Raw genomic sequence first — 24,360 nt, forward strand, 5'->3', positions numbered from 1 at the left:
TGGGCCTTCACTCAGCGCGCCCGAAGTCGTCCTCGAGGCGGGTGATGTCGTCCTCGCCGGTGTAGGCGCCCTGCTGCACCTCGATGATCTGGAGGTCCTCGAAGTGCTCGTTGGACAGACGGTGCGCGACCCCGATCGGTACGTCGATGCACTCGCCGGGCCAGGCGACCACGACCTGGTCGTCGATGGTGCAGGTGGCGACGCCGAAGATGACGACCCAGTGCTCGGAGCGGTGCCGGTGGGTCTGGTACGACAGCCGTTTCCCGGGGTGGACGACGATCCGCTTCACCTTGTAGCCCTGGCCGTCCTCGATCACGTGCCAGGAGCCCCAGGGGCGGTCCTGCGAAAGCTCGGTCACGGATTCTCCAGAGGATGGGGGACGGCGCGTCGAAACGCTACCAACGCTGCGCCCGCCACGTGTGGGCGACCGGGAGACCGGTGGCAGGATGACCCCGTGCCGTCCCCTGTCGTACCCCAGCACTGCCCCTCCCAGCGCGAGCTCGACGACCTCGAGCTGCTGAGCGTCGGAGCCCTGTCCCCCATCCGCGCGTTCAACGAGCCGGACAGCCCGGTCACCCTCACGCTGCCTCCCGAGGTTCTCGAGCAGGCGGCACGGGCCGGGGCCGTCGAGCTGGTCGACCCCGAGGGCCTGCCGCTGGCCCGGGTCGCGGTCGGAGACGGCCCCTGGACGGTCGAGCCCCTCACCCACGCGCAGTACGGCCCGTTCCGCAGCTTCTACCTCTCCCCCGCCGACGTGCGCGCCCAGTACGCCGGCCGCGCGTTCGTCCCAGTGACCGACGCCCTCACCGACGTCCAGCTGCGCGAGGTCCGGGACCTCGGCCCGGCCGTGTTGCTCGCCCTCGTCGGCCGCGGCACCCCGTCCCTGTCGCCGGTCGCGCTGCTGCGCGCGACGCTCACAGCGGCCGACCACCTCGACGCGGAGGTGGTGGCCGTGCCGCTCGCCTCGCACGGCGACGCAGACGTCGACCACGCCCTCGGCGTCCAGGTGGTCGCCAACTACGCCGGGATCGACCGGGTCCACGGTCTCCAGGACGCCGGCGAGCTGCCCCTCGAGATCGCCGAGATCGTCGCCGCCGACCGGCCCGCGCCCGAGGAGCAGGGGCTGGTGCTGTTCTTCACCGGGCTGTCCGGCAGTGGCAAGTCGACGCTGGCCCGCGCGCTCATGGACCGCGTGCTCGAGCAGGGCGAGCGCACCGTCACCAGCCTCGACGGCGACGTCGTACGTCGCAACCTGTCGGCCGGCCTCACCTTCTCCAAGCAGGACCGTGAGACCAACATCCTCCGAATCGGCTGGGTGGCCGCCGAGATCTCGCGTCACGGCGGCCTCGCCGTGTGCAGCCCGATCGCCCCCTTCGACGCCACCCGCCAGCAGGTCCGTGCGATGGTCGAGGAGGCTGGGGGCGCCTTCTTCCTCGTGCACGTGGCCACGCCCCTCGAGGAGTGCGAGCGTCGCGACCGCAAGGGGCTCTACGCGAAGGCGCGCGCCGGCGAGATCCCGGAGTTCACCGGCATCTCGTCGCCCTACGAGGAGCCGGACGACGCCGATGTCCGGGTCGACACCACCGGACGTTCGATCGAGGATGCCCTCGACGACGTCCTGGACGCCTTGGCCTCGGCCGGCTTCCTCGACCTGACCGACGAGGACGCTGACCCTGACGAGGTCTCGAGGCTCGTCGCTAGCGCTCCTCGCACCTCGACCAGCGAAGACGAGGGCGACCCAACGGTGGTTGAGGTGCGAGCGGAGCGAGCCTCGAAACCACCCGCAGAGGAGCGCCCAGCCCTCCAGGTGCTCTTCGTCTGCACCGCCAACATCTGCCGCTCGCCGTACATGGAGATCACGGCCCGCACTGCGAGCGCCGACCAGCCCGGCGTCCAGTTCCGCAGTGCCGGCACCCACGGGTTCCGCGACCACCCGATGGACGGCGTCATGGCCGAGGCGCTGGGACGGCGAGGGCTCGAGAGCGACGAGTTCACCAGCCGGCCGCTGAGCGCGGCGCTCATCGAGCAGGCCGACCTGATCCTCACCGCCGAGATGTCGCACCGGAGCTTCATCCTCGACGACCACCCGGGCGAGTTCCGCAAGGTCTTCACGCTGGGCCAGTTCGCGGAAGCCGTGGCCAACTTCGACCTGGCCGGCCATGAACTGGTCCTGGCCGTCGGTGACCGACGGGGCACCGCCGAGCCGCGCTTCGACGTGCACGACCCCTACGGGCGCGGACCGGAGGCCGCCGAGGCCTGCGCGACGCAGATCGACGACCTGCTGCGCGTCGTGGTCCCGGCGCTGACCGGGTCCGACAGGATCACGGCATGAGCGACTGGTTCACCTCCGACTTCCCCTCGATCCTGGCCGCGGCGTTCTTCGTCGGGATCGTGGTCGGCCTGACCGGGATGGGCGGCGGCGCCCTGATGACCCCCGCCCTCATCTTCCTGGGCGTCGGCGACACGGCCAAGATCGTCACCGCAGACCTCACGGCTGCGGCGATCTACAAGACCGGCGGCGCGATCGTGCACTCGCGCGAGGGCTCGCCCAACCTCGACCTGGCCAAGTGGCTGGTCCTCGGCTCCGTCCCGACGGCGCTGGCCGGACCGCATCTGCTGGCCGGCGTGGTCGACCCGGAGGACGTCGACGACGTGCTCAAGATGAGCATCGGCTTCGCGCTGCTGCTCGCGGCCGCGACCTACGCCCTGCGCCTCTACATCAACCTGCGCCGTGTGCGGGCGGGTGGCGAGAGCGGCGACCCGAACCCGCGGGTCCGGCCGCTGCCGACGTTCCTCGTCGGCGCGCTCGGCGGTTTGCTCGTCGGCATCACCAGTGTCGGCTCCGGCTCGGTGATCATGGTCGCGCTGCTCATGCTCTACCCCGGGTTGTCCGCGGTGAAGCTGGTCGGCACCGACCTCGTGCAGGCCGTCCCCCTCGTGCTCGCGGCCGCGATCTCCAACATCATCGTCAACGACGGCCTCGACATGGGCCTGACGATCCCGCTGGTCCTCGGCTCGGTGCCCGGCACGATCATCGGCAGCAAGCTGGCGCCGCGGGTGCCGCAGTCGTTCATCCGGCGCGCGATCGTCGTCGTCCTGACCATGTCGGGCGTGGCCCTGCTCGACAAGGCTGGCTGGGCGCCCCTCGGCGTGGAGGAGACCCACCCGATCCTGATCGGCGTCATCGGTCTGATCATGGTCGTCCTCGTCCCCCTCGTCTGGGGGCTCCTACGCAAGGAGCAGGGGCTGCCGATGTTCGGGGCACCTACGGTCGCGGAGCTCGAGGACATGGGCTATGCCCGGGCCACACCTTCGCCGCCCCGCGACGGCGACGCTCCCTAGTGCCACTGGCGGGGGACACGAGGGGCACATGTTCCTGCTGAGCAACGCGGTGCGCGACTACGCCTGGGGTTCCAGGACGCGTCTTGCCGAGTTCCTGGGGCGTACGCCGTCGGGCCGGCCGGAGGCGGAGCTGTGGATCGGCGCTCACGAGGGTGACCCCTCGCGGCTGCCCGACGGGACCTCGCTCGGCGAGATGATCGCCGACGCCCCGCAGCAGCTCCTCGGCAGCCGGGTCGCGGACATCTTCGGCGACCGGCTGCCGTTCCTGATGAAGGTGCTGGCGGTCGACGAGCCGCTGTCGCTCCAGGTCCACCCCAGCAGCGAGCGGGCCAGGAGCGGCCACGCCCGAGAGAACGCCGAGGGCATCCCCGTGGACGCCCCGGTCCGCAGCTACAAGGACCAGTGGCACAAGCCGGAGCTCCTCTTCGCCCTGACCCGCTTCGAGGGGATGGCCGGCTTCCGCGACGTGCCGGGCACGGTCGAGCTGCTCCGGCTGCTCAGCCTCCCGTGGGCCGACGACCTCGCCCGGCGGCTCGAGGACGGGCCACCGCACCAGACACTCGAGGCGGCCACCACGGAGATCCTCTCCCTGTCCGGGCGCGGCCTGGCCCGCACGCTGCGCGACGTCGGCCACGCCGCCACCCACGCCGAGGCGCGCGGACGCCGTACCGACCTGCGGAACCGCTCGTCCGGCCGCGACCGGCGCCTGGTCAACCGGGAGGCGGTCCGGGTGTTCGCCCTGCTCGGCGGGTTGGCCGCGAAGTACCCCCGAGACCCCGGCGTCCTCGTCGCGCTCCTGCTCAACCACGTCGTCCTCGCCCCAGGGGAGGCGATGTTCGTCAACGCCGGCATGATCCACGCCTACACCTCCGGCTTCGGGGTCGAGATCATGGCGTCCTCCGACAACGTCCTGCGCGCCGGGCTCACGCCCAAGCACCGCGACGTCGCCGAGCTGCTCCACGTCACCAACTTCACGCCCATCCCGCCGCCGCGCTGGCAGTCCATCCAGCGCGGTCACGGTTTCACCCACATCGAGCCACCGGTCTCGGAGTTCAGCCTGACCGTGGGGCGGCCACCGCTGCGCCGGCTGCCCGCGTCGGGCCCACGGCTGCTGCTGGTGCTCGACGGCACCGTCGAGGTGGCGAGCGAGCGTCAGCGGCTCACCCTGGTCCGGGGCGATGCGGTCTTCGTGGCACACGAGGACGGGCCGTTCGACGTCACGGGCGACGGCGAGATAGCCGTCGGTTCGGTGCCCGCCTGAGTCCGATAATGTGATGTGGTCAACTCGACAATGGTCACGTTTCCGTCCTCCCCGGACGACCTGGCTACGATGTGGGCTGCTGTCCCACCGAGAGGTCCCTGTTTTCCCATGACCCAGACGCATGCCGACTACCGGCTGAGCCAGCTCGACCAGCTGGAAGCCGAGTCGATCCACATCTTCCGCGAGGTCGCCGCCGAGTTCGAGAAGCCCGTCCTGATGTTCTCGGGCGGCAAGGACTCCATCGTGATGCTTCGCCTGGCCGAGAAGGCCTTCTACCCGGCCAAGATCCCCTTCCCCGTGCTTCAGATCGACACCGGCCTCGACTTCCCCGAGGTGCTCGTCACCCGCGACAACTGGGTCAACCGCCTGGGCGTCAAGCTCGTCGTGGCCAGCATCGACGACGCCATCGCCAACGGCGTGGTCGTCGACGACGGCAAGACCAGCCGCAACCGGATGCAGACCGCCGTGCTGCTCAACGCCATCGAGGAGAACGGCTTCACTGCCGCCTTCGGTGGGGGTCGCCGCGACGAGGAGAAGGCCCGGGCCAAGGAGCGCGTCTACTCCCACCGCGACGAGTTCGGCCAGTGGGACCCCAAGATGCAGCGCCCCGAGCTGTGGAGCCTCTACAACGGACGCCTGCACGCCGGCGAGCACATGCGGATCTTCCCGATCTCCAACTGGACCGAGCTGGACGTCTGGGACTACATCGGCCGCGAGGGCATCGAGATCCCGCCGATCTACTTCTCCCACCAGCGCCGCGTGTTCGAGCGCGACGGCATGTTGATGAGCGAGACGCCGCTCAACCCGCTCCGTCAGGGCGAGGTCGTCGAAGAGCGCACCGTGCGTTTCCGCACCTGCGGCGACATCTCGCTGACCGGGTGCGTGGAGTCGACCGCGTCCACCATCCCCGAGATCATCGCCGAGGTGTCGATCGCCAAGCTCACCGAGCGGGGCGCGACCCGCGGTGACGACCGGTTCTCCGAAGCAGCCATGGAAGACCGCAAGAAGGAAGGCTACTTCTGATGCCAGCCCCCACGGAGGCCACCGTCACCGAGTCCCTCACGGCCAACATGGACATGCTCCGCTTCGCCACCGCCGGCTCTGTCGACGACGGCAAGTCCACGCTCATCGGGCGCCTGCTGCTCGACTCCAAGTCGATCTTCGAGGACCAGCTGGAGGCCGTCGAGGCCACCAGTGCCTCCAAGGGCTACGACTACACCGACCTGGCTCTGCTGACCGACGGCCTGCGCTCCGAGCGCGAGCAGGGCATCACGATCGACGTCGCCTACCGCTACTTCGCCACGCCCGCGCGCAAGTTCATCATCGCCGACACCCCGGGCCACGTGCAGTACACCCGCAACATGGTCACCGGCGCCTCCACCGCCGACCTCGGCCTGGTGCTCGTCGACGCCCGCCAGGGGCTCACCGAGCAGTCGCGCCGCCACGCGGTGATCCTGTCGCTGCTCCGGGTGCCGCACCTGGTGCTCGCCGTCAACAAGATGGACCTCGTCGACTACTCCCAGGAGATCTACGACAAGATCCAGGCCGAGTTCACGACGTTCGCCACCAAGCTCAACATCCCTGACCTCGAGGTCATCCCGATCTCGGCGCTCGCCGGCGACAACGTCGTCAACCGCTCCGAGAACATGGACTGGTACTCCGGCCCGACGCTCATGCACCACCTCGAGAACGTCCACGTCGCCTCCGACCGCGACCTGGTCGACGTCCGGTTCCCGGTCCAGTACGTCGTACGCCCGAAGTCCGACGAGCACCACGACTACCGCGGCTACGGCGGCATGGTCGCCGGTGGCGTCCTAAAGCCGGGCGACGAGGTCGTCGTCCTCCCCAGCGGCATGACCTCCAAGATCGCCGGCATCGACCTGTTCGACAAGGAGATCACCGAGGCCTTCCCTCCGATGTCGGTGACCGTCCGCCTCGAGGACGACGTCGACGTGTCGCGAGGCGACATGATCGCGCGCCCTGCCAACGCTCCCAAGCCGTCCCAGGACATCGACGCGATGATCTGCTGGATGGCCGACGCGCCGCTCAAGCCGCGTCAGAAGCTGGCGATCAAGCACACGACCCGTGTGGCCCGCGCGCTGGTGAAGGACATCCAGTACCGCCTGGACGTCAACACCCTGCACCGCGACCAGGAGACCAAGGAGCTGGGCCGCAACGAGATCGGCCGCGTCCAGCTGCGCACCACCGTGCCGCTGCTGTGCGACCCCTACTCGAAGAACCGGACCACCGGCTCCTTCATCCTGATCGACGAGGCCACCGGCATCACCGTCGGCGCCGGCATGATCAACAACGCCAGTTGAGGGTCGCTTCCATCACCATTTGGCTAGGCACTTGCTGCCTGGCTGCGCACTCTCTTGATCGTCCCGTCGAGCCAGACCATTCCGTTCACGGAAGGCATCAAATAGGCCGCGACAGAACGAGACTCTGGAGGAGTATTGACGTACGAGCATGCTCATGCGCCCAAGCACAGGGGCTTGCGAGCGCACGCAGAGAGTGCCTCGCATGTCATACCAACTCGTTCACGCTGTTCGCGTCACGGAAGCTACAGGGTAGGGGATGCGCCAGCGAGCCAGCGCTCGATTGCTGCGGGCACTTCGAAGCGCTGGCGTGTATGGGTAGCTGCGCACGTCCACCCTTAAGGCTGGCCCGTCTATGCACACTACGGATTGACGGCATCGTGGCGACCCAGAAACCGAATCAAACCCGCAAGATGCCCCCAGTTGAGAGCGGCAAGCAGCCCGAAAAGGGATAGTCCGACTACGAACTCGATCTGTCGATCAAGACCCACGTACAGAGAAACCATCTGGGCTCCTACGACCACAGCGGACAATCGGACTGCTAGTGAGGGCATTGCAATCTGAACGTAGGAACGCGTCCCTACGACACGCAACAACCACATGACAAGAAACCCGCCCGCCACCCCAGAACTCGCACCCATGCCGCCCCACAGAGGCACAAGTACGACACTGAGGCCGACGCTCGCGACCCCTCCCAGTATGGACGTAGTCAACGCTCCACCCGTCTTCATCGCCGCCGAATAGTTTGTGCCGAAGAAGGACGCAAAACTCTGAAACAAGACGGCAAGTATTAGCACCGGAACATAGATCCAGGACTCGGCGTACTCCCGCGCAATTAGGAGTTCGTACCCAGTCTTGAGGAATAAGAGAACGAGAGAGGTGGCCAGAAAGGACATCAATACGAGATATTCAAAGACCCGCGAGTAGAAGCGCGCTCTAGTTTCCGAGTTCACTTCTTCGAACGCGGATTGCTGCCACGCCCTCCCAAACACAAGTGTGAGCATTGAGAGCACTGATGGAATCCGTGACGCAACCGCGTACAACCCCACCACCCTCAAACCCTCAAAGTGTAAGAGAACGAATCGAGAAGAGCCACTGATAAGCCACCACATTGCCGCATTGGGCACAAGAGGCAAAGAATATCTCAGGAGTTCAACGGCCAGCGCAGGGCTCACCTTGCTCGGCCGCCGCAGGTCGCGCCCATCAAACCAGATCAGCACAGAAATCGAGGTGAGATTGGCAGCAAACATCCCCAGCATGTATCCATCAACACCCATCCCCAACGCGGCGATCAATGCAATATTGAATACGGCAAGACTGCCCGCTAACACTACGCCGCTAACAGCGTAGAGAACAGTGCGCCCCCGCGCGCGGGTGTATTGAGCCAAGAAGATCTGCAACATCTGAGCAAAAAGCACCCAATGAAAAAAGGGGGGTAGCCATATGAATCCGCCGAGACGCAGCAACCACAGCAACAATGCAGCAACTGCCGCCCCCGTCGCCATTACAGCCAAACTCGTAGACAGCACCCGCTGGCGCGAATAGTTGGGGTCAATCGCGAACCTCAGCACACCCTCATAGATGCTGACCGATGCTATCGGCACGAGCAACGCCAAGCTCGTCATGGCAAGATCCACTGCACCGTATTGTCCTGTAGACAGGTGACGAGTGTAAAAGGGCAACATTGCGAGGGAGAGTATTTGCACGCTGGCATTGCCGACAGCGAATACACCAACGTTCGCCACAAGGCGCCGGTACCTATTCATATGCAGGGCCCCGTGAATCCACCCTCATAGTGCCCAGCCCTCTCGATAGCGCCCGTCCCTCTCGGCACTTGTCCACAACCGGTCCCAGTCCGGCGATCCGCCCAAACACCCAGGGCACCAAATAGTCCTTGAACGCGATGGTCGAGCCAGATCGCTGTTGACGCCACGCTACAGCTGTACTGAGGCCACGAGCTCATGATTAACCAAGAATCGCTCTTCAATTGCCTTACGTCGGATAGTCATCTCCCGGCGCTCTTCATGCCTAGCTTCGATTTTCTGGTGAATCTTCTCCAAAATGTTCGGGATTTCCGCCGGGAGATTATCACACTCAAAGACGGAAGAGTCGTCCTCCACTATATCGAAGAACTCGCGAACCTTGGACTGCCATGCGAGGCCAACCACGGGTATCAATTGAGCATACGAAGTTATTAATGCATGCATACGAGCGGCGACAACTACATCAAAGGACGCGTAGAGGGTGAGCAAACTGTGTCTGCCGTCTACCTTCGCCACCCGACAACGGGGTGAAGAGACACGCCTATCGATGTCGAAGAGCAGAGGATAGTCGTTCAAGTCAGTGGAGAACAGCACGATGTCGTTCGTAAACCGTCTTAGGATCGCAGCGATCAGCTCGCAGTAGCGCCTACGGTTCTTCATAGCGACCCACGGGCCGGCGCCCGCCAATCGCATATCCACGAAATTCACTCCGATGACCCCACGCTCACCAGCGCCTCCCACCACCAGCGGCATGGTAAAGACTGGATCGACACTCAGATGCGCATTGCCCGCGCTCGAGTACCTCCTGTACAGCTCAAGCGAACGCCGATCGCGAAATGAGACAGCAGCACACTTTTCCAGGCTACGAACGGCGTTAAGATTCTGCTCGTCCGTGGCGAACGGACCGATACCCAAACACATTCCTATCACAGGTATGCCCCGCCCACGTGCAGCATTCAGGGCCGAATCAAAGAACTCCCAGGACCTCGTCCAAGGGTCGACATCAAAGATGAGATTTCCCCCGCCAATGACCACCAGGTCAGCGTCACCTATACAACGCGCCACCTCAGGATCGTCGCGCCAAGGGTTGATTGCTGGATGTGTCCGCGCCCGGCGCAGTAGAGGATCAAGCCCCAGGCGGCTTGCCCATCGCCGCAGTACGCTCCGCCACACGGATGCGTTGACAGGTGTGAAGTCGGCGCCCATGCTTTCGATGTCCGAAGAATGCAATGGTGACGACGAGTAGCTTAAGCGTGTAGTCGCACCGTGTAACTCAAGAGCGTCAGCGAGAGTACGCGCAATAAGCAAATCTCCAAGATTCGCGCTTCTAAAGAAGCTGATCAGGACAATCTTCACACCTTTACCATTCTAGGATGGACAGGAGCAGAGTTGAGCATTCTCACGGCCCTTCCTCACCTACGTCCTTGACGAGTTCGACTAGCAACCTCTGCATGACTGAGAATTGACGGCGGCTGCTGTGCTGTCGTCTATTCTCTGCCCCAAGGGCGGCACAGTACTCCCTTTGGGAAGCTAGCATGTCCAATGCTGCGGCGAGTTTAGGAGCGTCTCTGGGCGGAATCAACAAACCGTTTGATCCCGGGAAGACAAACTCTGCCGCGCTGGGGAAATCGGATATTACGATGGGAAGGCCAAAGGAGCCAGCCTCGTATACTGGGCGGGCCTGATGAGCGAGACTTGATGGAAAAATGACCACGTCGGACGCTGAATAGGGAACGGACATGTCGTTTCGCGGACCGAGCAGCACCACTCGCTCTTGAACGGACCGCGACTTCAACAGAGCAGCCACCCTAAGTCTGTAGTAGGCATTTCGAGGGTCGGCGACCCAATTGCGCAACTTCACGTTGGGAGTCATGGCGTCGCCTCCAACTCCAACCGCCAGCAGTCGGATCTCAGAAAGCCGTGTGCGACCGATAGCCCGCAGTGCCGTGTCAAAACCTTTGAGACGCGAGTTCCCTCCAGTGAATAGGACCCAGAAGTAGTTCTCCGCTATCGAGAGCTCGCGGCGCGCCTCCTTACGACCTTTCTCCCGGAGTTCATCCTGCCGCATGCAATCCAACAGTACCGCCGCCCGGGATGGCGGCAAGGCAGCAGCCTCGCGGTCCCGCTCGGAGAGGAAGACGGACCGCGAGAAGTGGCGCCCGAGGACCCGGTAGAGGATTCGAGTCCTGACAGAGCGGGAACTAGGTGGGAAAGTTTCTCGCACAAAGCAGATGGGCTTAGCTCCCGCGGCCCGGATGATAGGTCCGAAAAGGCACAAGGCAGCCGAATTGACGATAACGATCTGGGCGCCTGAATCACGAATCACCTCGATCCACGCACTACGGTAACGGAGATAGGTAAGTAGCCCCCGCAACATGAGGTGCCAACATATGGGCGCCCCGGCAGTGCCGTTGTAGTGATAGTAGATAGGCAACGGAAGAATGGCCGGCGAGAATTCGACCCCTCGTCTCTCAAGTTCAGAGCTCAACCAAGACGGGCTGGCCGGGGCACATACGATGACCTCGTGCTCTTCACGGAGCATCGCGACTACGTCTAGGAGGCTAATGCTCCCGCCGCCTAAGGCAGAGGCGTGGTGAATAAGGAGAACCTTCACTTTTGCGTCCCCCGAGGCGGGGATGCCGGAGAGGATTCAGTGGCTTGAGTCCTCGACTGGAGATGGCTGCTCGCATACATGACCCCCGAGAAGGCCAAGTAGGCAAAGAGCATCCGCCAGAAGAGCGCCTCGGTTGAAAACGCCACAGTCATGAGTGCCAGGGCGGCCACCGGATGCCGATACTGTCGGCAGTAGCGCACGTAAAGGGCACCGAGCCCTAGAGTGAACGGTAAGCCCAACGTCACTGCCGAGTGAATTACGGAGTTCCACAACGACAACTCCGTGTCTAGCCACGCCGTAAAGCCGACTCCAAATATCGACTGGAAATCACTAGCGACAAAGCCCACGCGGTCAAGCCCGATCCGCTCAAGGGCAAGGACACTTCCGTTGCTAAATTCACGCGTGAATTTCTCGCCAATGAAGGTTGCATCCACGTCCCGTGCTGCGAACAGTAGCCCTGCGGCCACTATGGCGACTGGGCCCACGGCGTATCGTATGAGATGCCGCGTCATTCCAAAAATGGCAAACACTTCTCGCGAGTACGCAGACAAGATGACCGCCATCGTCAAGTATCCGCCTGTCGAGAGCGTGGTGACTACGCCGGCCACAAGGGCCAGCGCAACGATTCTGTCTTTTCTGCGCTCGACGGTTTGGGCGCGACGCTGAACCAAGAGAAGGATCGCCAAGTTTAGGAAGACTTGGTATGCGCCGGGTTCCCACGCGAAGCCGCTATTCCTATCAAGCGGTATTCCCTGCTCTCCCACGGCTCTGGAGACTAGGAACACATGGACGCCAGCGTCATAGTAGTCGTACGACTCCGTGCTCATGCGAAGGGGGAAGAACGAGATCACCGAGGGAGCTATACGGGCGACAAGGTACAAAGCCACGGATATAAGCGCACTGGCGGCCATCACGTTTATGTATGCGTCCCGGAAGAATCGAGGCTCCAGGATATAGCAGGCAAGGAATCCCACTGTCAGGTGCAGAGGAACGGTTAGGTACGGGCCAAGGTCGGGATCGCCCGTGTGCAGCGCGACGAGCAGCACGCTGGCGACCAGTAGCATTAAGACTGCGAGCCCGGCCCGGCCATCCCTAACACCGAATGATCGTCCCGTCGCGAGTAGGACGAGCGCCAACATGGTCATGGCTATGAGTTTGGGCGCATACCATTGAGGCATGAACGCCGAACCTGATAGGTAGACAAGTAGGACGACAAAGACATACCGCGGAGCGTTCATCCGCCTGCTTGTGTCAGGCACCGCGTGCCTGCTTCCGTAGGAACTCTACGACGCGAGCCGCCTGCTTCGCCCAACTCTTCTGCTCCAACACAAACCGTCGAGCTCGTCGCGCCGTGCGTTCGTACTCGCCGGATTCGTCCCAGCAAACCTCGCGGATTGTCGCAGCCCAGGCCTCAGGGGTCGGGCTCGCAGGTACTACTACGTATCCCAGGTACTCCTCAGGGATCCCATCTAGGCAATTGCTCAGGACTGGTGTGCCCGATGCCATGTACTCGAGCAGTTTGGACGGAAACGTATAGCGTGTGACGAACTCATCCGGAATCCTTGGAGAGAGAAGCATGTCCACCTCAGATTCGATCTGGAGTATCTCCCGGCGCTCGACAGTGCCGTGGTAGACGATGGAGTCCGATTGGTAGGCCCTCACGGAGGCGACCTGCTCGGCGGTCCCGGACCCGTAGATGTGGAGGACCACCTCGCCGTCCGGAATGAGGCGAACCGCCTGGATTGCTAAGGCAATGCCAGAAACAGAGTTGAGCGATCCCGCGTAGAGCAGACGGCGAGGGACCGTGGCGTCCCGTGCCACGACGCGACCCGCCCGATCTATCTCGGAGTGACCGCCCTCAACGACAATCGACGGCACATTGGGAGCAAGGTCCGGTTGCGTATGACGGGTTAGTGGGACTAGGAAGTCAGCGTGGCGCAGACTACCTACCTCCAGCCATTGTTCAACCTTCTCGATAACCCCTCCAAGGGCGTTTCGAGTCCGGCCTAGAGGAAGATCGGCAACCACGACACCAAACTGACAGCGAAAGAGTCGGCTGGCCATATAGCATGGCAGGAACTGATATGACAGGCTGTTATACAAAATCACCGTGTTTCCGCCAGAATCTTCCCATCCTCGCAATCGCCAAACCACAAGTCGACTGAGTGTTCCGACCGCGATACAGAGTTGTTTAACGCCGGGGATATTGACAAAGCCAACCGTCCTCCCAACTAGGCCTTGAACGAGAGGCTGGGTCGATGCTCGAATGACGAGCCTATCGCCGGGTCGCTTCCCCATTGCATGAGGCTCTACTGCGACCACTGTGAGGCGCACGCCGAGTGTGGCGGCGCCGCCCAAGAACCCCAGTTGAAAGTTGTTCCCGGCTGGCGAAGCGGCCCGGAGGGACTCTTGGGCCTCTCTGGAAACGACAGAACCTACGAAGACCACGTTCACCTGCTTGTGCCCCATTCCAACCAGGGGCAGATCGGTCGTCCGGCAGCGCCGCCAAGATCGAACACGTGTCGAAGTACGTCGATCATGTACTGCCCAACTACGTCTGGCGAGATACTTGTTCGGTACGCAAGCGCCGCTCGCTTGAAGTGCTCAACCATGTGCTGAGCATCGAGGACTTCCTGAACGGCCTGATTCAGCGCTCTTTGATCGTTGCGCGGGATGACAATCCCTGCACCAGAAACTTCGACCAGTTCGTCGGACGTCGCCCCATCTGTGACGATGCACCCGAGCCCAGCGTTGATCGCCTGATTCACGATCACGTTCCAACCATCATAGCGACTAGGAACCACGCAGACGTCGTATCGCGACATATTGCGAACGACCTCGTGCGGCTCCCAGATTCCCAAGAATGTGATTCTTGAGTCCTGACGAGCGGCGTCCTGGACTTCTTCGAGCATGTCGCCATACCCACCCACGATGTCCAGCCTGAAGTCCGAGCGACGTTGGTCCATGAACGCCTCCAAGAGCATGTCGACACCCTTGTTGGCTTGGTCCAGACGTCCGACGTATATAAAGCGCGTCGGGTCGGATGGCACGGTCCGCAGTTCGGGTCGAGGGTCAACGTGGTCATATATCCCGTACATGAACGGAAATAGCAACTGGTGGCTAAACCCGAGGCGGGCGTAGGTATCAACGCCTCGTCTGCCCATGGCAAAGAAGACTGAGCAATCATTTCTGAACTGACGGCAGTAGTGCTTGTAGACCTGTCGGCTTACACGCGTCTTGGCAATACCTAGGAACGTCGAATCAAACTCGGTGGGGCGCTCGGCAAGAATACCCCACCGAGCGCCCTCCATCGCACGCAGCCGCATGAGGGACGTCCGGCTCCCGCCCCGGAATCCGTTGAATATGTGGATTGTGTGGGGCTCGGCAATGAGAAGCTCAGCCTTGCGGCGGAGCTCAGGAGAGTTCTTAAGAATGACTTGATTGAGCTCAGGAATTCTCCACGCAAGTTGCGCGCGCTCGCTTGAGTAGTCATTCTCACAAACGAAGGTGACTTTGGCACCCCACGTGCTCTCCACGAACTCAAAAACACTGGCCTCGACGTCGACGGGAGCGTCTCGCCAGAAGACAAGCTGTGGTGGACTCACACTGTTCACAATCGCACCCCCTTTCCCAAGCTAAGGGCGCTGCGTGGACCAGATGGGCCCACATACTCGACTGCCTGGTATGAATATCGAGCACAACCTCGACACGGTCGTCGCCGTCGAAACTGAAGCACCGCCATCGTCGTCAAGACGACTCCCCACGGACCCCTGTGGTCTGACAATGGCCCAGGATAATGTCCGCCATTCTGTCCCGAAGAGAAGCAGCGCTGAACGGGTCGAAATACTCCGCGCGCTCGTAACCAGCAAGCACCTCGCGGGCGAAAGGCAGGTCAGTCGCAAGGATGAGGCACCCAGCTTGCCTAGCCTCAAGCAGCGGTAGGCCAAACGTCTCGACGTACGAAGGAAACACAAGGACGGATTTCGATATCTTGTCGAGCGCTTCCTCTCGGCTCATTGTGCCGACGTAACGGATGGGAAGACTTAAGGATTCGGACCTCCGTTTTAGTTCCACTATCCTTGTGGATTCATTCCCCGTCAGCGTAAATATCACTGTGAAACCACTGAGACCCATAGTCTGCAATTGTTCGACGGCTTCCACGACAAGAGCGTGATTCTTGTAGACAACGTCGCTCGCGGGGTAGAAGAACGTTGGGGCAGTAGCAGGAACGCCGCTATCACGACCCTTTGTCCTCGTCTGCGGCACCGCGGGTGGGATCACCTGTACAGATTCGCTAGGTGCGCCGGTTCTTGCTAGAACCGCCTCCCTCATCCAACGTGTCTGGACTATCGTCAGTTCGCAATGTCGGATTGAGTATAGGATGGCGGGTGCCATGATCCTTTGATAGACCCAAAGAAGCGGGGCTTCTCGGAACGCGAAGCGCACGTCCACGAAGGGCAGAGGGGTGTGCACAAGCAGAGTCTGAGGTTTCCCAGTGAATGGGACCATCAGGTTTTGCAGGGACACAACTCGCTCAGCTCGTGTAACGCCTATCAGCATCGGCGCCATGAACAGGTCAAAGGCTAATCTGAAGATCCAGTTCCTTTTCGGCCACGAGTACTTCAGCACTCGTACGGATTCGGTGGATCGGAACTGTCCGGTGCTGTGTACTAGGTAGACCTTGCCAGGTCTCTGCGTGGCCACTAGTTCGTCGTAGAAGTCGCTAAGCACTGACATGGCACCCCCATGAGATGCAGCGACGTCGAACACGATCGAAGTGCCTCGAGTGGGAATTACATTGCCGAGCGAGTCCATAATCAAAGCCCCTACTTGCAAAGGCGACATTTGCTTCGAGCGCCATGTTCACAAAGTTCGAATGCCCGCCCATTGGTGGTGTCGGTTCGCCGTAGATCCGATGAAGCGGACCACACGATTGCTCGTGTCGGTTACTTCGTACCCCGCGGGGAGTGGCGACATCACTGCCCCGTCGGCGGAGGCAATACGGACAGAGCGGACAACATCAGCGACTTCCAGGCCCGTCATAATTATTGACCCGCTGTCCAAAGCCTCGGGCCGCTCGATCGAATCACGCAACGTAATTGCAGGGAAGCCCAATATGGAGGATTCTTCGGAGATCGTACCTGAGTCAGATAGGACGCAAGCGGCAGAGGACTGCAGCCTATTGTAGTCGTAGAAGCCGAAGGGTTCCATGAATTCTACTCCCGATATGTCGGGGGTGCCTTCGAGGGCCTCGATCCGCTTGCGTGTGCGCGGATGTGTTGAGACCACAACTCGCTTTTGAAATTCATCGCGAACCCCCCTGAGGCAGTCCAGAAGCATGCGAAGACGCGCCGGCGAATCCACGTTTTCCTCACGGTGAGCACTCACAAGGAAGTACTCTCCTTGCTTGAGACTCAGCCGCTCCAGCACGTCGGAACGGGCTATTTGTTCGCGGAACGCCCCGAGCACTTCAAGCATGGGCGATCCAGTCAACAGGATGCGTTGAGGGTGGATTCCCTCGGCTAGAAGATTGCGACGCGCGTGCTCAGTATAGGCGAGATTGAAATCTGCGACGTGATCTACGAGTTTGCGGTTTGTCTCCTCAGGAACATTTTCATCGAAGCAGCGGTTACCTGCCTCCATGTGATAGGTGGGGATCCGCATTCGTTTTGCCATTACCGTAGCGATGCAAGAGTTGGTGTCGCCCAACACGAGAACTGCGTCTGGTCGCTCTGCTTCCAGAACTTTTTCAGTGCCAGTTAGGACACCGCCGAGAACGGCCCCTAAGCTGCTTGTGTCGACCTGCAGGAAGTGGTCGGGAGGGCGAAGCCCTAACTCTGCAAAGAACACCTCGTTCAGGAAGTAGTCGTAGTTCTGTCCAGTGTGCACGAGAACGTGCTGCATGCCCGGCGTGTTGTCGAGGCGGTGGACTACACGAGATAGACGGATGATCTCGGGCCTGGTGCCAACAATGGTCAGAACCTTCATCGCGCGCCCTCTCGGCCAACTTGCTCGGGGTATTGGTCCGGACGCACGGGGTCCAGCAATTGGTCCGCCCAGAACATGGTCACCAGTTCCTCGTCGCCGACGTTCGTAATGTTGTGCACCCACAGGGTGGGCATGTCGACAAAGCCCGGTCGGTCGCCACCTAGCTGGAACGTGACGACCTCTTCGTGCAGCAGTCGTCGCAAGGAGATCTCGGCCTCACCGCGCACGACGAAGAATCTCTCCACTTTGTGCAGGTGGTAGTGGTCACCTCGAGTGAACCCCGGCCTGGTCGTCGACACGAAGGCCTGACCAGTCCCCCCGTGGCTGCGACCCGTCTCGACGAGATCGCCGCGCTCGTCGCTGTGCACCTGGGGGTGCATCGGGAACATCTGGGGAAAGGTGTAGGAGCGGTAGGTATTGAAGAGATCCACCAGGAAGGGATCCGTGAGGGCGGGAGTCTCGCCACGTTCGTACAGCTCATGAAAGCCGCGCAGCAGACTCAGCACCTCCGAGACTCTCTTTAGCTCGCCCTCGGGGCGAAGCTGTACGTCGCACGCGCCCTCCATCGCGTCGATCAGGTGCTGCGCGGCCGACTGGGCGTGGAGAAGGAGCACGGCCTTGTCGTCGGTGACCGACGGCGTGCCCCCGTCCGCCACCACGCGGCAGAACGTCGCCACGAAAGAGTTGTAGTGGGGTTTGCCGTGCTCACCGAAGAGGTTGGGAAGGAGAACGTCGGCCAAAGACCCGCCCACTTCGCCCGCCGCTTGGCGCAGGATCGAGGCAGCGGCCGCCTTGCCGACACCGTACGGATTGTCGAGGTCTGCCTGGATCGAGTTCGCATAGACCAACCTGATCGGACGGCCGGCCGCCACGACTGCTGCGGCCAGCTCGCGAGCGAGGTCCTCGTTGCCCTGCTGGACCGCTGCATCGGACGCGGCGCGGTTGATCCCGGCGATGTGGATCACTACGTCAGCCTCCGCTACCGAGGCGTGCAGCTCCTCCTGCTCGCCTCGGCCCAGGCGCCTCGCCTCCACCCCACGGAGAGCGCGCAGCCGACACGCGGTGTGCCAGCCAAGGAACCCGTGTCCTCCAGTGATCACGACCTTCATGCGGCGCCCTCCGGCGACCGGCCAGCGGCAGCAAGCTCCCGCTGGATCGGGGGCAGGGTGAGCAGCAGCTCTTTGACCCCGGCGACGTCCAGGCGCTCGGTGTTGTGCGAGGTGTAGTCGTGGTCGACGAGCTCGCGCTCGCCCTCTTCGAAGAACAGCTCGTACTCGAGGGAGCGAGCGTCGAGCGGCACCCGGAAGTAGTCGCCGTGGTCGTCGGCCTTCTGCAGCTCCTCACGGCTCAGCAGGGACTCGTACAGCTTCTCGCCATGCCGGGTGCCGAGGATGCGGATCTCGGGGTCCTCGACACCGAACAGCGCGGCGACGGCAAGCGCGAGATCCTTGACCGTGCTGGCAGGTGCCTTCCGCACGAACAGGTCGCCCGGCTTCGCCTCGGTGAAGGCGTACTCTACGAGGTCGACCGACTCGTCGAGCGACATGAGGAAGCGGGTCATAGTGGGGTCCGTGACCGTCAGCGGCTTGCCGGTCCGAAGCTGCTCGACAAAGACAGGGATGACCGAGCCGCGGCTGTACATTACGTTGCCGTAGCGCGTGATGGAGACGATCGGGCCATCATCGCCGCGGTGGCGCGCGTGCGCCTGTGCCACCTTCTCCATCATCGCCTTGGAGATGCCCATCGCGTTGATCGGGTAGACGGCCTTGTCGGTGCTCAGGCAGACCACCGACTCGACGCCGGCACGCTCAGCGGCTCGGATCACGTTGTCACTGCCATTGACGTTAGTGAGGACCGCCTGTTGTGGGAAGAACTCACAGCTGGGCACTTGCTTCAGCGCGGCCGCGTGGAAGATGTGCCGCACGCCGTTGACCGCGTCTTCGACACTCCGGGAGTCGCGCACGTCCCCTACATGGAACTTCACACGGCCGTCCGCGAGCTCACGACGCATCTTGTCCTGCTTGGCCTCGTCGCGGCTGAGGATACGGATCTCCTCGATGTCAGTCGCCAGCAGGCGTCGCACCATGGTGGATCCGAAGGATCCCGTCCCTCCCGTCACCAGAACGGGACCCTGGGCAGAAGTGGTCACCTGCTCGTCCTTATCTTTCGAGGCTGCGCATCACGGCTGGGGGCTGCCGCACGAAGCGTGTCCATCATCAGCCCTGCGCCTATATTCTCGGCCATCCGGGTCTCGTAAAGGTTGCGACCCCTTCGCCCAAGCTCGTCGAGCTCGTGTGCGCTGAGGTCCGCGAGGGCGCGCAGCTGTCGTGCCAGTACGTCGACGTCGCCGGCGGGGGCAGTGCGGCCAGCGCCTCCCTCTTGAACGAGGCGTGCAGTGTCACCATCGGCACTGACGAGGACGGGCTGACCCGCTTGCAGCACGGACTGAAGCTTGCTCGGGGTCGTCACCGCGAAGAGCGGGGCGGACACGAGCGACACGAGCTGAGCGTCCGCTTGGCTCATCAGTTCGGCCATCTCGCTGCGTGGTCGCGACCCCAGGAAGTGCACGAGGCCCTGCGCCTCTCGCTGCGCCACTTCCTCGAGGGCAGCCTTCTCGACGCCGTCGCCGACAAGGACCAGGTGACACTCACGCCCCGGCCCGACCTGGGCGCAGGCGCGGATCGCCACGTCAAGACCCTGCGCGGCACCGTGGTTGCCCGCGTACATGAGGACGAACGCATCCGCCGGGATCCCCAGCCGGTCTCGGAGGGCTCCCGGACTGCTCGGCGGCGTGCCCACCTCGCCGTCAGGGACCCAGTTGAAGATGACGCTGACCCGCTCACCGGGGACCCCGCGATCGACGAGCAGGTCGCGCATGCCGGGCGATGTGACCACGATGCGTGCCGCACCGCGGTAGGCGGCATCGACGAACCGGTTCACCAGTCGACGAGCGAAGCGCCCGGCCAGACCTGGCAGGAATCCGGAGGCAAAAATGGAGTCGGGCCACACGTCCTGGATCAAGAGGACGTACGGCGTACCGCGTCGTCGGGCTCGCATCGCGGACATGGCCGCCGTCGCGGGCGAGGAGTACACCAGCACAACATCCGCGGACCGAAGAAGTCGCTGCCCGAACACGGTGCTGCTCACAGCCCAGGACAGGTAGTTGAGCATCCGCGGCAGCGCCGATGAGCCGTGGTTCGGAAACAGCGGTGTGCGCTGTACGGAGAACCCATCAACCTCCTCGAAACGCCGCCGCCACGCTTGATATCCCGGCACGACCCGCCCGGTCGGGTAGTTGGGGATGCCTGTCAAGACTCGGACATCCGCCCCGCGAGCCGCCAGCGCCTCGATGATCCACGTCGGCTGGCTCACGGGTTCCGGGGCGAACCACTGGCACACGAAGGCCACCCGCAGTCCGCGAGCCACGTTGGTGTCAGACACGACCGTCGCCCATGAACTCTGCCATGGTGGCCGACTCTCCGTCGGAGATCCCTTCCCGGCGGAGCACCTTGGTGACGGTGGCGAACAGGATCGTCAGGTCGAGAGCGAACGAGCGGCGGTCGACATACTCGACGTCGAGGGCGAACTTGTCCTGCCAACTCAAGGAGTTGCGGCCGTTGACTTGTGCCAGGCCGGTGATGCCGGGGCGCACTTCGTGGCGTCGGCGCTGCGTAGGCGAGTAGCGCTCGAGGTAGTGGACGAGCAACGGGCGTGGGCCAACCAGGCTCATGTCGCCCTTGACGACATTCCACAGCGTGGGGAGCTCGTCCAGGCTCGTGGCGCGCAGCATGGCGCCCAGCCGCGTGATGCGGTCGGCGTCGTCGACGAGGCCGCGCTCCGGGTCCGGCGCCAGCATGGTGCGGAACTTGACCAGCTCGAAGATCTCTTCGTCCTTGCCCGGGCGCTCTTGGCGAAAGAAGACAGGAGCCCCGAGCCTGAGGCGCACGAGTGACGCGACGACCAGCTGAATGGGGATTGTCAGCACCAAGACCGTGCCGCCGATCAGGACGTCAAGGGCGCGCTTCAGACGGTCGTACGGGACTGCGGTCATGACACTGTCACGGAGCGGATGACCGACTCCACGGAGGCAAACTGCTCGTCAGTCATCGCCGAGCCACTAGGGAGGGTCAGACCCTGAGCGAAGATGGTCTCGGCCGAGCCGTCCAAAGTCCCCCCCAGGCCGCGGGAGATCGGCTGGAGATGCATCGGCTTCCAGATGGGCCTGGTCTCGACGCCGACTTCTGTCATCGCAGCGCCGAGGTCGGTTGCCGTCCACCCGGAAACCAGGGGGTCCACCACGATGGCTGTGAGCCAACAGTTGTCTTGGGCATCGTCGTCACCGCCGAGGATGCGCACGCCCAAAGACTTAGAGAAGTTTGCTCGGTAGCGCTCACGCCACTCTCTACGCCGCTTGATCATGTTGTCGAGACGCGTGAGCTGACCTCGGCCGAGGGCGGCGAGAATGTTGGAGAGACGATAGTTGAAGCCGATCTCCGCGTGCTCGTAGTGAGCCACCGGCTCGCGCGCCTGCGTCGACAGCTTGCGAACATGCGCCGCCAATCGCTCGTCGTCCGTGAGGAGCATCCCACCGCCAGAGGTGGTCATGATCTTGTTTCCATTGAAGGACAGCACGGAGGCATCGCCGAAGGAGCCCGCCGAGCGCCCGCCGTAGGTCGCGCCGAACGACTCGGCGGCATCTGCAAGAAGCAGCGCGCAGTGCGCCTGCGTGACCTCGGCGATCGGCGCGTAGTCGACGCACTTGCCCAACATGTCCACCGGGATCACGACCGGGACCCTCTGACCCGAAGCCGCCAGCTCGGAGAGTGCCTGCTCGAGAAGGGCCGGACTCATGTTGCCGGTCTCAGGGTCACAGTCGACGAAATGTGGCGTCGCGCCCACGTAGCGGATGGCGTTGACGGTGGCGGCAAAGGTCAGCGTCGAGACCGGCACGACGTCACCAGGTCCGACCCCCCACGACACCAGGGCCAGGTGAAGAGCGGCGGTCCCCGACGAAAGACCGACCGCGTGGGTGACGCCGACCCGCGCCGCGACCTCCTGCTCAAAGGCTGCGAGGTCCGGCCCAGCAGGAGCGACCCAGCCAGAGCGCAGAGCCGCCATGACGTACTCGTGCTCGAGGTCGCCTACATCAGGGGGGGAGAGCAAGATCTTCAACGCTGGCGCTCACCCTCGGGTCGGTCCGTCATTGCGCCCTTATCCTATGCGGGATTTCCACCGTGGGGTGTACGGATCAGCATGCGCTGGCGAAGCTGGAGCTCTTGTTTCCCGGCTGTACGCCGGGCGTTACGTCAACCGTCCCGTCACCGGTCTGGCCTATCCCAGCGGTCATCGACCAGGTGACCACGACGTCGTTGCGCGTCTCGAGGATCATCGCCAGGAACACGACGGGACGTCCATCGAGCTGTAGATCCCTGGAGGGCTTCATCTCCTTGCCGTCGATCTTGATGTCTTGGATCTTGCCCCCAGCCGGGCCGTAGAGGCGCACGATCACCAACTGAGAACCTGGCTCCGTGCCGTAGTTGCCCCCGCCAGTGACCGAGGGCGGCAGTTTCGCCGCCTCCGCCGGGGCGATGGCCTGGCTCAGGCTCATGGAGGCCTCGAGCTCCTGAGTGCCACCTGTGCAGGACACCGCTCGAACGTCGGCCCAGTAGCGGAGGTAGTAGGACATCTTGGAGCCGGTGGCGTCGTTGAGACCGATGTCGACGTAGGGCGTCGTCTCGCTGTCTCCCCCCATGGCGCCGAGCACGTTGCTGTCCGCAAGGGCCGCGGCGTCCTGCTCGGCAAACGGTGCGACGAGGAGGCGGCTCTCCTCGGCCGCCTTGCTGAGCCCGCGCACGAGGTCGACCGGAGACTGGAGATCACCGGTAATCGCGTCGAAGATCTCGCGAGCGGCTTCCTTGAACAGCTCGTCCTGGGCGCTCGTGTCTAGCTCGAGGTAGGGCCGGTTCAGCAGCTCTTCGACCAGGTTCTGCCGGGTCAGGGTGGTGCCGCCGACACTAACGGGTCCGGTGCCGTCGATGAGGTAGGACATCGCGACCGGGTCGAGGGCGATGACTCCGTCGATGGGGGTATCGGGGAACTTGCGTTCCCAGTGGGCTCGCCACAGGGCACCAGCGCGAGGGAAGTCTGGCGTGAAGCCGGGGTCCTGGAAGTAAGTGCTTATCTCCTTGCCGTAGACGGCGACCTCCTCGTCGGTCAGCGGGAGGACCGGCTGGGCGGTCATGGGGAAGTCACCGGCTGTGCCCTGCTTAACCATCTCCAACTCGCCGTCCTCGGCGTGGAGCTGCGCCCAGGAGCCGGGCATGCCACCAGTGGCGCGGATCTCGGCGTTGTTCTGGAAGATGAGCAGGTAGTCACGAGGGCCACTGGCGCCCAGCATGTCGGGGAGGGCCCGCGTGGCGGTCTCGGTAGAGGCGAGAGCCGAGGCGGCCTCGTCCACCCGCTCGACGTACTCGTCGAAGCGTGGCTGGAGCGCACCGACGCACCCACTGCAGTCAATGTTGTCGACCTCGGCGGCCGCAGCCTCGAAGGCCGATCGTGCCTGCGAGACCGGGTCCTGAAGGTCCTCGATGAGGTCAATGTCGATGCGGCCGCCCACGGACACGCGGTCGAGGTCAGTGATGCTGTCGGACAGCGGACCGACACCGTCCGTGGCGACCATGCTGAGCGAGGCGCTCAGGGCGCGGACCGCCTCGGCGTCGTCCCCGAAGGCCGGGAGCTTCGTCAGCGCCCCCCATAACGGGCCGTCCGTGCGCTCCTCGGCGGACTGGGCGGCATCCTGCAGGTCCATGATCGCCTGCTTGCGGGCCGCGGCATCGCCGGAGTCGATCGCGGCAGTCAGGTCGTCGACGCTGGCCTCGGCCTTGGTGAGGTCCCGTTGGACCTGCCACGCCTGGTAGCAGACGAAGGCGGAAGCCAGGACCACAACCGCGGCGAGGGCGAGTAGTACGCGGCGTCGAGTCACCGGGGCATTCTGTCAGCAGTTCCCGAGACCCGGGGCACGCCCTTGCGGCCGCAGACACAAACGGGCCCCGCAGCCTCGGCTGCGGGGCCTGT

The 24,360-nt window shown here is 63.4% G+C and carries 20 protein-coding genes; 5 read left to right on the plus strand and 15 right to left on the minus strand.

Annotation, left to right across the window (positions count from 1 at the left end):
• Positions 1–7 precede the first annotated feature (7 nt).
• Complete coding sequence (locus tag BLR90_RS08845) at positions 8–358, minus strand: phosphomannose isomerase type II C-terminal cupin domain (protein ID WP_091024679.1); 351 nt, start codon at positions 356–358, stop codon at positions 8–10.
• A gap of 96 nt (positions 359–454) precedes the next feature.
• Between BLR90_RS08845 and cysC the strand changes: the two genes are divergently transcribed.
• The 5 genes from cysC to BLR90_RS08870 all read left to right on the plus strand — a co-directional run bounded on the left by cysC (position 455) and on the right by BLR90_RS08870 (position 6,924).
• On the plus strand, positions 455–2,332 hold the full coding sequence (cysC, locus tag BLR90_RS08850; protein ID WP_091024681.1) for an adenylyl-sulfate kinase: 1,878 nt from the start codon (positions 455–457) through the stop codon (positions 2,330–2,332).
• A complete protein-coding gene (locus BLR90_RS08855) occupies positions 2,329–3,342 on the plus strand; it encodes a sulfite exporter TauE/SafE family protein (RefSeq protein WP_091024683.1) in 1,014 nt (337 codons plus the stop codon). The genes cysC and BLR90_RS08855 overlap by 4 nt, the downstream gene beginning before the upstream one ends.
• Before the next feature lie 28 nt (positions 3,343–3,370).
• The gene (manA, locus tag BLR90_RS08860) at positions 3,371–4,603 is read left to right on the plus strand and encodes a mannose-6-phosphate isomerase, class I (RefSeq protein ID WP_170254255.1); all 1,233 of its coding nucleotides are present in this window, start codon (positions 3,371–3,373) and stop codon (positions 4,601–4,603) included.
• Positions 4,604–4,711: 108 nt separating this feature from the next.
• Complete coding sequence (gene cysD / locus BLR90_RS08865) at positions 4,712–5,626, plus strand: sulfate adenylyltransferase subunit CysD (protein WP_091024687.1); 915 nt, start codon at positions 4,712–4,714, stop codon at positions 5,624–5,626.
• Positions 5,626–6,924, plus strand: coding sequence for a sulfate adenylyltransferase subunit 1 (locus tag BLR90_RS08870; protein WP_245715220.1), 1,299 nt, complete (start codon positions 5,626–5,628; stop codon positions 6,922–6,924). Before cysD ends, BLR90_RS08870 begins: the two co-directional genes overlap by 1 nt.
• Before the next feature lie 359 nt (positions 6,925–7,283).
• On the opposite strand, the gene BLR90_RS08875 is transcribed toward BLR90_RS08870, so the two are convergent.
• The 14 genes from BLR90_RS08875 to BLR90_RS08940 all read right to left on the minus strand — a co-directional run bounded on the left by BLR90_RS08875 (position 7,284) and on the right by BLR90_RS08940 (position 24,268).
• Positions 7,284–8,687 carry an oligosaccharide flippase family protein gene (locus BLR90_RS08875; RefSeq protein ID WP_091024689.1) on the minus strand — a complete coding sequence of 468 codons (1,404 nt, stop codon included), beginning with the start codon at positions 8,685–8,687 and terminating at the stop codon, positions 7,284–7,286.
• A 168-nt stretch (positions 8,688–8,855) separates the two neighbouring features.
• The gene (locus BLR90_RS08880; protein WP_091024692.1) at positions 8,856–10,040 is read right to left on the minus strand and encodes a polysaccharide pyruvyl transferase family protein; all 1,185 of its coding nucleotides are present in this window, start codon (positions 10,038–10,040) and stop codon (positions 8,856–8,858) included.
• A gap of 43 nt (positions 10,041–10,083) precedes the next feature.
• On the minus strand, positions 10,084–10,752 hold the full coding sequence (locus tag BLR90_RS20965; RefSeq protein ID WP_170254253.1) for a glycosyltransferase family 4 protein: 669 nt from the start codon (positions 10,750–10,752) through the stop codon (positions 10,084–10,086).
• A 542-nt stretch (positions 10,753–11,294) separates the two neighbouring features.
• Positions 11,295–12,557 (minus strand): hypothetical protein, encoded by a 1,263-nt coding sequence (locus BLR90_RS08890; RefSeq protein ID WP_143016164.1) that lies wholly within the window; start codon positions 12,555–12,557, stop codon positions 11,295–11,297.
• Positions 12,550–13,119 carry a glycosyltransferase gene (locus BLR90_RS20970; RefSeq protein WP_176943977.1) on the minus strand — a complete coding sequence of 190 codons (570 nt, stop codon included), beginning with the start codon at positions 13,117–13,119 and terminating at the stop codon, positions 12,550–12,552. The genes BLR90_RS08890 and BLR90_RS20970 overlap by 8 nt, the downstream gene beginning before the upstream one ends.
• Positions 13,120–13,748: 629 nt before the next feature.
• A complete protein-coding gene (locus BLR90_RS08900; protein ID WP_091024704.1) occupies positions 13,749–14,903 on the minus strand; it encodes a glycosyltransferase family 4 protein in 1,155 nt (384 codons plus the stop codon).
• A 142-nt stretch (positions 14,904–15,045) separates the two neighbouring features.
• Positions 15,046–16,068, minus strand: coding sequence for a glycosyltransferase (locus BLR90_RS08905; protein WP_170254251.1), 1,023 nt, complete (start codon positions 16,066–16,068; stop codon positions 15,046–15,048).
• Between the two features lie 93 nt (positions 16,069–16,161).
• Complete coding sequence (wecB, locus tag BLR90_RS08910; RefSeq protein ID WP_091024708.1) at positions 16,162–17,286, minus strand: non-hydrolyzing UDP-N-acetylglucosamine 2-epimerase; 1,125 nt, start codon at positions 17,284–17,286, stop codon at positions 16,162–16,164.
• The gene (locus BLR90_RS08915) at positions 17,283–18,395 is read right to left on the minus strand and encodes a polysaccharide biosynthesis C-terminal domain-containing protein (RefSeq protein ID WP_091024710.1); all 1,113 of its coding nucleotides are present in this window, start codon (positions 18,393–18,395) and stop codon (positions 17,283–17,285) included. The genes wecB and BLR90_RS08915 overlap by 4 nt, the downstream gene beginning before the upstream one ends.
• Positions 18,392–19,435, minus strand: coding sequence for a polysaccharide biosynthesis protein (locus tag BLR90_RS08920; RefSeq protein WP_091024711.1), 1,044 nt, complete (start codon positions 19,433–19,435; stop codon positions 18,392–18,394). The genes BLR90_RS08915 and BLR90_RS08920 overlap by 4 nt, the downstream gene beginning before the upstream one ends.
• Positions 19,432–20,727, minus strand: coding sequence for a glycosyltransferase family 4 protein (locus tag BLR90_RS08925; RefSeq protein WP_091024713.1), 1,296 nt, complete (start codon positions 20,725–20,727; stop codon positions 19,432–19,434). The genes BLR90_RS08920 and BLR90_RS08925 overlap by 4 nt, the downstream gene beginning before the upstream one ends.
• Positions 20,720–21,337 carry a sugar transferase gene (locus BLR90_RS08930; protein WP_091024715.1) on the minus strand — a complete coding sequence of 206 codons (618 nt, stop codon included), beginning with the start codon at positions 21,335–21,337 and terminating at the stop codon, positions 20,720–20,722. The genes BLR90_RS08925 and BLR90_RS08930 overlap by 8 nt, the downstream gene beginning before the upstream one ends.
• Complete coding sequence (locus tag BLR90_RS08935; RefSeq protein ID WP_218029352.1) at positions 21,334–22,458, minus strand: DegT/DnrJ/EryC1/StrS family aminotransferase; 1,125 nt, start codon at positions 22,456–22,458, stop codon at positions 21,334–21,336. The genes BLR90_RS08930 and BLR90_RS08935 overlap by 4 nt, the downstream gene beginning before the upstream one ends.
• Positions 22,459–22,534: 76 nt before the next feature.
• Complete coding sequence (locus tag BLR90_RS08940) at positions 22,535–24,268, minus strand: DUF4012 domain-containing protein (RefSeq protein WP_143016165.1); 1,734 nt, start codon at positions 24,266–24,268, stop codon at positions 22,535–22,537.
• Positions 24,269–24,360: the final 92 nt, after the last annotated feature.

Origin of the sequence: Nocardioides szechwanensis, assembly GCF_900103935.1 — a bacterium.
GTDB classification, from domain to species: Bacteria; Actinomycetota; Actinomycetes; order Propionibacteriales; family Nocardioidaceae; genus Nocardioides; species Nocardioides szechwanensis.

Bases quoted from the DNA above. Each gene is read 5' to 3' on its own strand.
- BLR90_RS08855 (WP_091024683.1), top strand. From the start codon at position 2,329: ATGAGCGACTGGTTCACCTCCGACTTCCCCTCGATCCTGGCCGCGGCG.
- manA (WP_170254255.1), top strand. From the start codon at position 3,371: ATGTTCCTGCTGAGCAACGCGGTGCGCGACTACGCCTGGGGTTCCAGG.
- cysD (WP_091024687.1), top strand. From the start codon at position 4,712: ATGACCCAGACGCATGCCGACTACCGGCTGAGCCAGCTCGACCAGCTG.
- BLR90_RS08870 (WP_245715220.1), top strand. From the start codon at position 5,626: ATGCCAGCCCCCACGGAGGCCACCGTCACCGAGTCCCTCACGGCCAAC.
- BLR90_RS08875 (WP_091024689.1), bottom strand. From the start codon at position 8,687: ATGAATAGGTACCGGCGCCTTGTGGCGAACGTTGGTGTATTCGCTGTC.
- BLR90_RS20965 (WP_170254253.1), bottom strand. From the start codon at position 10,752: ATGCGGCAGGATGAACTCCGGGAGAAAGGTCGTAAGGAGGCGCGCCGC.
- wecB (WP_091024708.1), bottom strand. From the start codon at position 17,286: ATGAAGGTTCTGACCATTGTTGGCACCAGGCCCGAGATCATCCGTCTA.
- BLR90_RS08915 (WP_091024710.1), bottom strand. From the start codon at position 18,395: ATGAAGGTCGTGATCACTGGAGGACACGGGTTCCTTGGCTGGCACACC.
- BLR90_RS08930 (WP_091024715.1), bottom strand. From the start codon at position 21,337: ATGACCGCAGTCCCGTACGACCGTCTGAAGCGCGCCCTTGACGTCCTG.